Origin of the sequence: uncultured Campylobacter sp., from assembly GCF_905371695.1 — a bacterium.
Taxonomy (GTDB): Bacteria; Campylobacterota; Campylobacteria; order Campylobacterales; family Campylobacteraceae; genus Campylobacter_A.
In genome coordinates this window covers 1-4,322 of the sequence record NZ_CAJPMA010000115.1, presented here as the reverse complement: position 1 = coordinate 4,322, position 4,322 = coordinate 1, and the positions used below count along the sequence as shown (strand labels likewise).

At 41.2% G+C, this 4,322-nt stretch carries 5 protein-coding genes; 2 read left to right on the top strand and 3 right to left on the bottom strand.

Features of this window, described 5'->3' with window-relative positions; all coding sequences use genetic code 11:
- Window positions 1-119 precede the first annotated feature (119 nt).
- From QZ147_RS08475 to fliW, 3 genes are read right to left on the bottom strand one after another with little or no spacing between them, the layout of a single operon-like run.
- Window positions 120-1,049, bottom strand: a complete 930-nt coding sequence (locus QZ147_RS08475) for a prepilin-type N-terminal cleavage/methylation domain-containing protein (RefSeq protein WP_295149285.1) — start codon at window positions 1,047-1,049, stop codon at window positions 120-122.
- The gene (locus QZ147_RS08470) at window positions 1,040-1,720 is read right to left on the bottom strand and encodes a prepilin-type N-terminal cleavage/methylation domain-containing protein (protein WP_295149282.1); all 681 of its coding nucleotides are present in this window, start codon (window positions 1,718-1,720) and stop codon (window positions 1,040-1,042) included. The genes QZ147_RS08475 and QZ147_RS08470 overlap by 10 nt, the downstream gene beginning before the upstream one ends.
- A gap of 1 nt (window position 1,721) precedes the next feature.
- Entirely contained in the window at window positions 1,722-2,108 is a 387-nt protein-coding gene (fliW, locus tag QZ147_RS08465) for a flagellar assembly protein FliW (protein WP_295149279.1), read from the bottom strand.
- Window positions 2,109-2,246: 138 nt separating this feature from the next.
- Between fliW and bamD the strand changes: the two genes are divergently transcribed.
- Together bamD and QZ147_RS08455 are read left to right on the top strand one after the other, a co-directional pair.
- Window positions 2,247-2,894 (top strand): outer membrane protein assembly factor BamD, encoded by a 648-nt coding sequence (gene bamD / locus QZ147_RS08460; protein WP_295149277.1) that lies wholly within the window; start codon window positions 2,247-2,249, stop codon window positions 2,892-2,894.
- A gap of 9 nt (window positions 2,895-2,903) precedes the next feature.
- A partial coding sequence (locus tag QZ147_RS08455) for an LON peptidase substrate-binding domain-containing protein (RefSeq protein WP_295149274.1) occupies window positions 2,904-4,322 on the top strand: 1,419 nt, incomplete at its 3' end.

Below are 4,322 nucleotides of genomic sequence, written 5' to 3'. Positions count from 1 at the left end.
CTTGTGCAGTCCCGCCGTCTGTCTAGTAGTAGTAGAAGATAAGCGTAAACCTATCATACTCAAAGTTCCGATTATTATTAAGAAAAATATTGCCATTAGCATACTAAAAGCACGTCTCATTAATATACCGCCTTTGATTTACATATAGACATTTTTTCGCTATCTATTCCAGTTGTCCTTCTGGTGGCCCTTATGCATAATTTCATATTTATAGTATTTCCGCGATCTTCCATAAAATTAAACCTTGTTACGTCTCTTGCTAAAATAGAATGCTGGCCGTCTGTAAATTTTTGACCCGTCCATGGGCGATAGTCATAATATAGCGTTAAATCGAAATCGCCGTTCGTAGCATTTATGTGTTCCGGTACTATCGCATATGCCGTATACGCTATTTGATATACGTCTGATACGCTTGAACCGATTGCGTAATTTAACGCAAGGGCGGTATTGTTTGATATGGTTGCCCTCGCTACTAGATTATTGCCGCTAGGATGGTTATATTTATAGTATCCTATCCCTTTTCGATCGTCATAACTTAAACCGGAGAAAAATACGGCCAAATCGCCATTGCCTATCGTGCTTTTATAAACCAAGTCATTAAATGTATTCTGGGCTATGGTAACTAGATTACTCCCAGGGGTTCGAAGTCCTGCAACACTACTTGATATACCAAGATCTGCTATGCCGCTATATCCGTTTATCCTAAATACTTCATATGCGTATGGGACGAATTCTAAAATATTAAATCCGTTTAAAGACGTAGCGGTATTTCTAGTGAGCGGTTCCACGTCGCCTTCGGAGTCATCTTCTAGCGCAGCGTTTAAATGTCCTTTCCTGGTAACCGGGCTTTCTTTTATACGGTAACTAAGCCTTTTCGCTATTTGTTCTAACGTGGTTTCAGTTTGGGCTTCAAGGATATTTATCATTTTGCTATATGTGTAGCTTCTAAAAATTTGTAGTGTCATTTCAAACGTGAAAAACGATATAATGCCCAATATTACTATTACCAGTATTAGCTCTATCATAGTAAAGGCGCGTTTTAGTTCCATGTACGTATTACTCCTTTCGGCGGAGCGCCCAGGTTAAATGTAAAACCATAAAGATTTATTTGCGTTTGTTCTTGAGCTCCGGTGGCATTAACATTAACTTTTGCTATTTTTACGTCGTTGAAGTTATTAAATTCGGTTGCCGTCGTATTACCGAAGTTGAAAATTTCACCTAGTCTTATCGTAGAATCCGTATCTCCTGTGGATATTTGCGTAGTATAAACCGCATTCACGATGAAATCGCGTTCTATGCCGCCTCCAACCGTCACGTCGGGCGTAGCGCCATTGTATTCATCGATAATAGTAGCGTTTATGGCGCCGTTACATCTTTTTGTCATATTGTTAAGATTGGTAACAGGCAATTGTTTCCTTATACTACTAAATCGCCTTCTTATTCCGATTGCGTCTGCGTAGTCGGTATTATTCCCGTATTGAGTACTTGGGTACAAAAAAGGTATATCGCCCGCCGTACTATTGCTATTTAGCCCTTCGCAAGAGTAAAGAGACTGCATAATAAGCCCGAGATATGTTTTTGCGTTTAGGATACTTTCTTGCGTTAAAGATCTTGCGTTAGACGTTGAAATTTGCTTAATTACGTTCGGGACGGCTAGGCTAACGATCGCCACCACTACGATGGTTACGACCAGCTCGATTAATGAAAATGCCTTTTTCATTTCATTTCTTTTGTATGAAATTTTCTATCTTTTCGGCTTGCCCGTAGTTTGGATATACCGCGGTATCTAGTACGACCTGCGAGAGTGTCATATTGTCCATATTGCAAACGATCGGCGCTATAAAATTTACCGTAGAAGTTTCAAGCGGTAAAGAGACGATAATGATGTTATAAATTCTAAGCTGGCTGGTCTCTTTAATTTGCATTAATTCTTCGTAGTAAGTAGGTATTTCAAAGTCGTAATTTCTAAGCGCAAACGGGTTTATCATCGTAAAAGAAGTATCGTCGTCTTTGCTTTGTAGCCTTACGAAAAATTTATCAAGCTCTATTAGTTCCATGGTTTTAATATGCTCAAATCCTAAAATAGGGCTTTTAACGGAAAAAATCATATTATCTCCTTTTGAATTTAGCGGGCATTTTATTAAAAATACCATTATATTTTCATTAAACATAAAATTCGGGAGTTAAATTTATGAAAAAATAATCGCAAAAAATGTAAAATACGCCAAAAATTTCAAAGGAACACAATGCTTAAAATTATAAATTTTATCCTTGCGGTGGCGTTTGCGGCTATCGTTAGCGGATGCGCCGAGAAATATACCGAGCTGTATAATCTAACCCCCGACGAGTGGTACGCGCAGATCATTTCCGATATCAAAGACTCCGATTTAGAAAGCGCTGATAAACATTACACGTCGATGGCTAGCGAGCACGTAGCAAGTCCCCTTTTAGAGCAAATTTTGCTTATCTTGGCCCAAGCTCACGTGAATAATGAAGAATACTTGCTGGCAAATCATTACCTAGACGAGTATATCAAACGCTACGGCGACGGCGCGGCGAAAACGGAATTCGCGCAGTATCTGAAAATAAAGGCGAATTTCGATAGTTTTGCGCAGCCTAACCGCAATCAAAAATTAATGGAAGATAGCGTAGTGCAGATCGAGAATTTCCTTTACATGTATCCGCAGACGCAGTATCGCCCGTTAATTGAAACTATGCTAGTAAAATTTAAGCTCGCGCTTTTTTATTTAAATATCCAAATCGCCGATCTTTACAAGCGCACCGGCCGCGACGTATCCGCGCAAGTGTATCAAGATAAAATCGACGCTTCGCCGTTTAAGGATTCAGATCTTATAAAACCGGATCTCGCATGGTATAGAAAGCTTTTCGAGTAGGGGGAAATTTTGCAGATTAACGAAAGTAAAAATTTACCGGCGAGACTACCCGTTATCGTAGAGGACGAGCTATTTTTATATCCTTTTATGATTACGCCGCTATTTTTAAGCGACGACGAAAACCTGCGCGCGCTAGACCTTGCTATACGAAACGAGACTCCCGTATTAGTTGTACCTAGCAAGCCGCAAAATGCCGGTTCTAGGGAATTTGAGGGTATATACGACGCGGGCGTAATAGGCAGCGTAATGCGCAGAGTACCATTACCGGACGGACGGGTGAAAATTTTGTTCCAGGGCTTTGATAAAGGTAAAATTTTACAGCAATCAAATACCGATCCCCTCGAAGCAATTGTGGATATTTTGCACATAAAGCGTCCGTCGGCGCTAAAAACCGATGCGCTAATCGTCGTACTTCGCGAAAAGGTACGCGAATTATCGCAAGTTAGCCACTTTTTTACGCCAGATCTTTTAAAAACTATTGAAGAAAGCGCTGAAGCCGTGCGCGTATGCGATTTGGTTTCAAGCGCGCTCAGACTTAAAAAGCAGATCGCGTATAGCTTTTTTATCGAGGAAAATTTAGAACAGCGCTTGCTTAAACTAATAGATTACGTTATCGAAGAGATCGAAGCTAACAAACTACAAAAAGAGATAAAAAATAAGGTTCATTCAAAGATCGATAAAACTAACAAAGAGTATTTCTTAAAAGAACAATTAAAGCAAATACAAGCCGAACTCGGCGCCGATACGAGTCGCGACGAAGAGATCGAAGAGTACCGCAAAAAACTAGAAAATAAGAAAAAATTTATGGGCGAGGATGCCTATAAAGAGATAAAAAAACAAATCGACAAGCTCTCTCGGATGCATCCGGATAGCGCCGACGCGAATACGATCCAAAGCTATCTTGACTGGGTAATAGAAGTACCGTTTGAGCATACGGCAAGTAAAAGTTCAAGCGTTGTGGAGGTTGCCAAGCGGCTAGACGCCGATCATCACGGGCTTGAAAAGCCAAAAGAGCGCGTTGAGGAATATTTTGCGCTTCGCGAGCTTTTAGAGCTTAGGGGTGTGAGCGAGAAAGTAAACAACGGTGCGATTTTGTGCTTTGCGGGGCCTCCCGGCGTCGGTAAGACAAGCCTTGCAAATTCCATCGCAAAGGCGTTAAAACGAGAGCTCGTGCGTATCGCGCTGGGCGGACTTGAAGACGTAAACGAGCTACGCGGACATCGCCGTACTTACATAGGCGCGATGCCGGGGCGTATCGTGCAAGGATTAATAGAAGCCAAGCAGATGAACCCGGTCGTAGTGCTTGACGAGATTGATAAGGTCGGCAGAAGCTACCGCGGCGATCCGACGGCGGTTTTACTTGAAATTTTGGATCCGGAGCAAAACAATAAATTTCGCGATTATTACTTAAATTTTAATATCGATTTA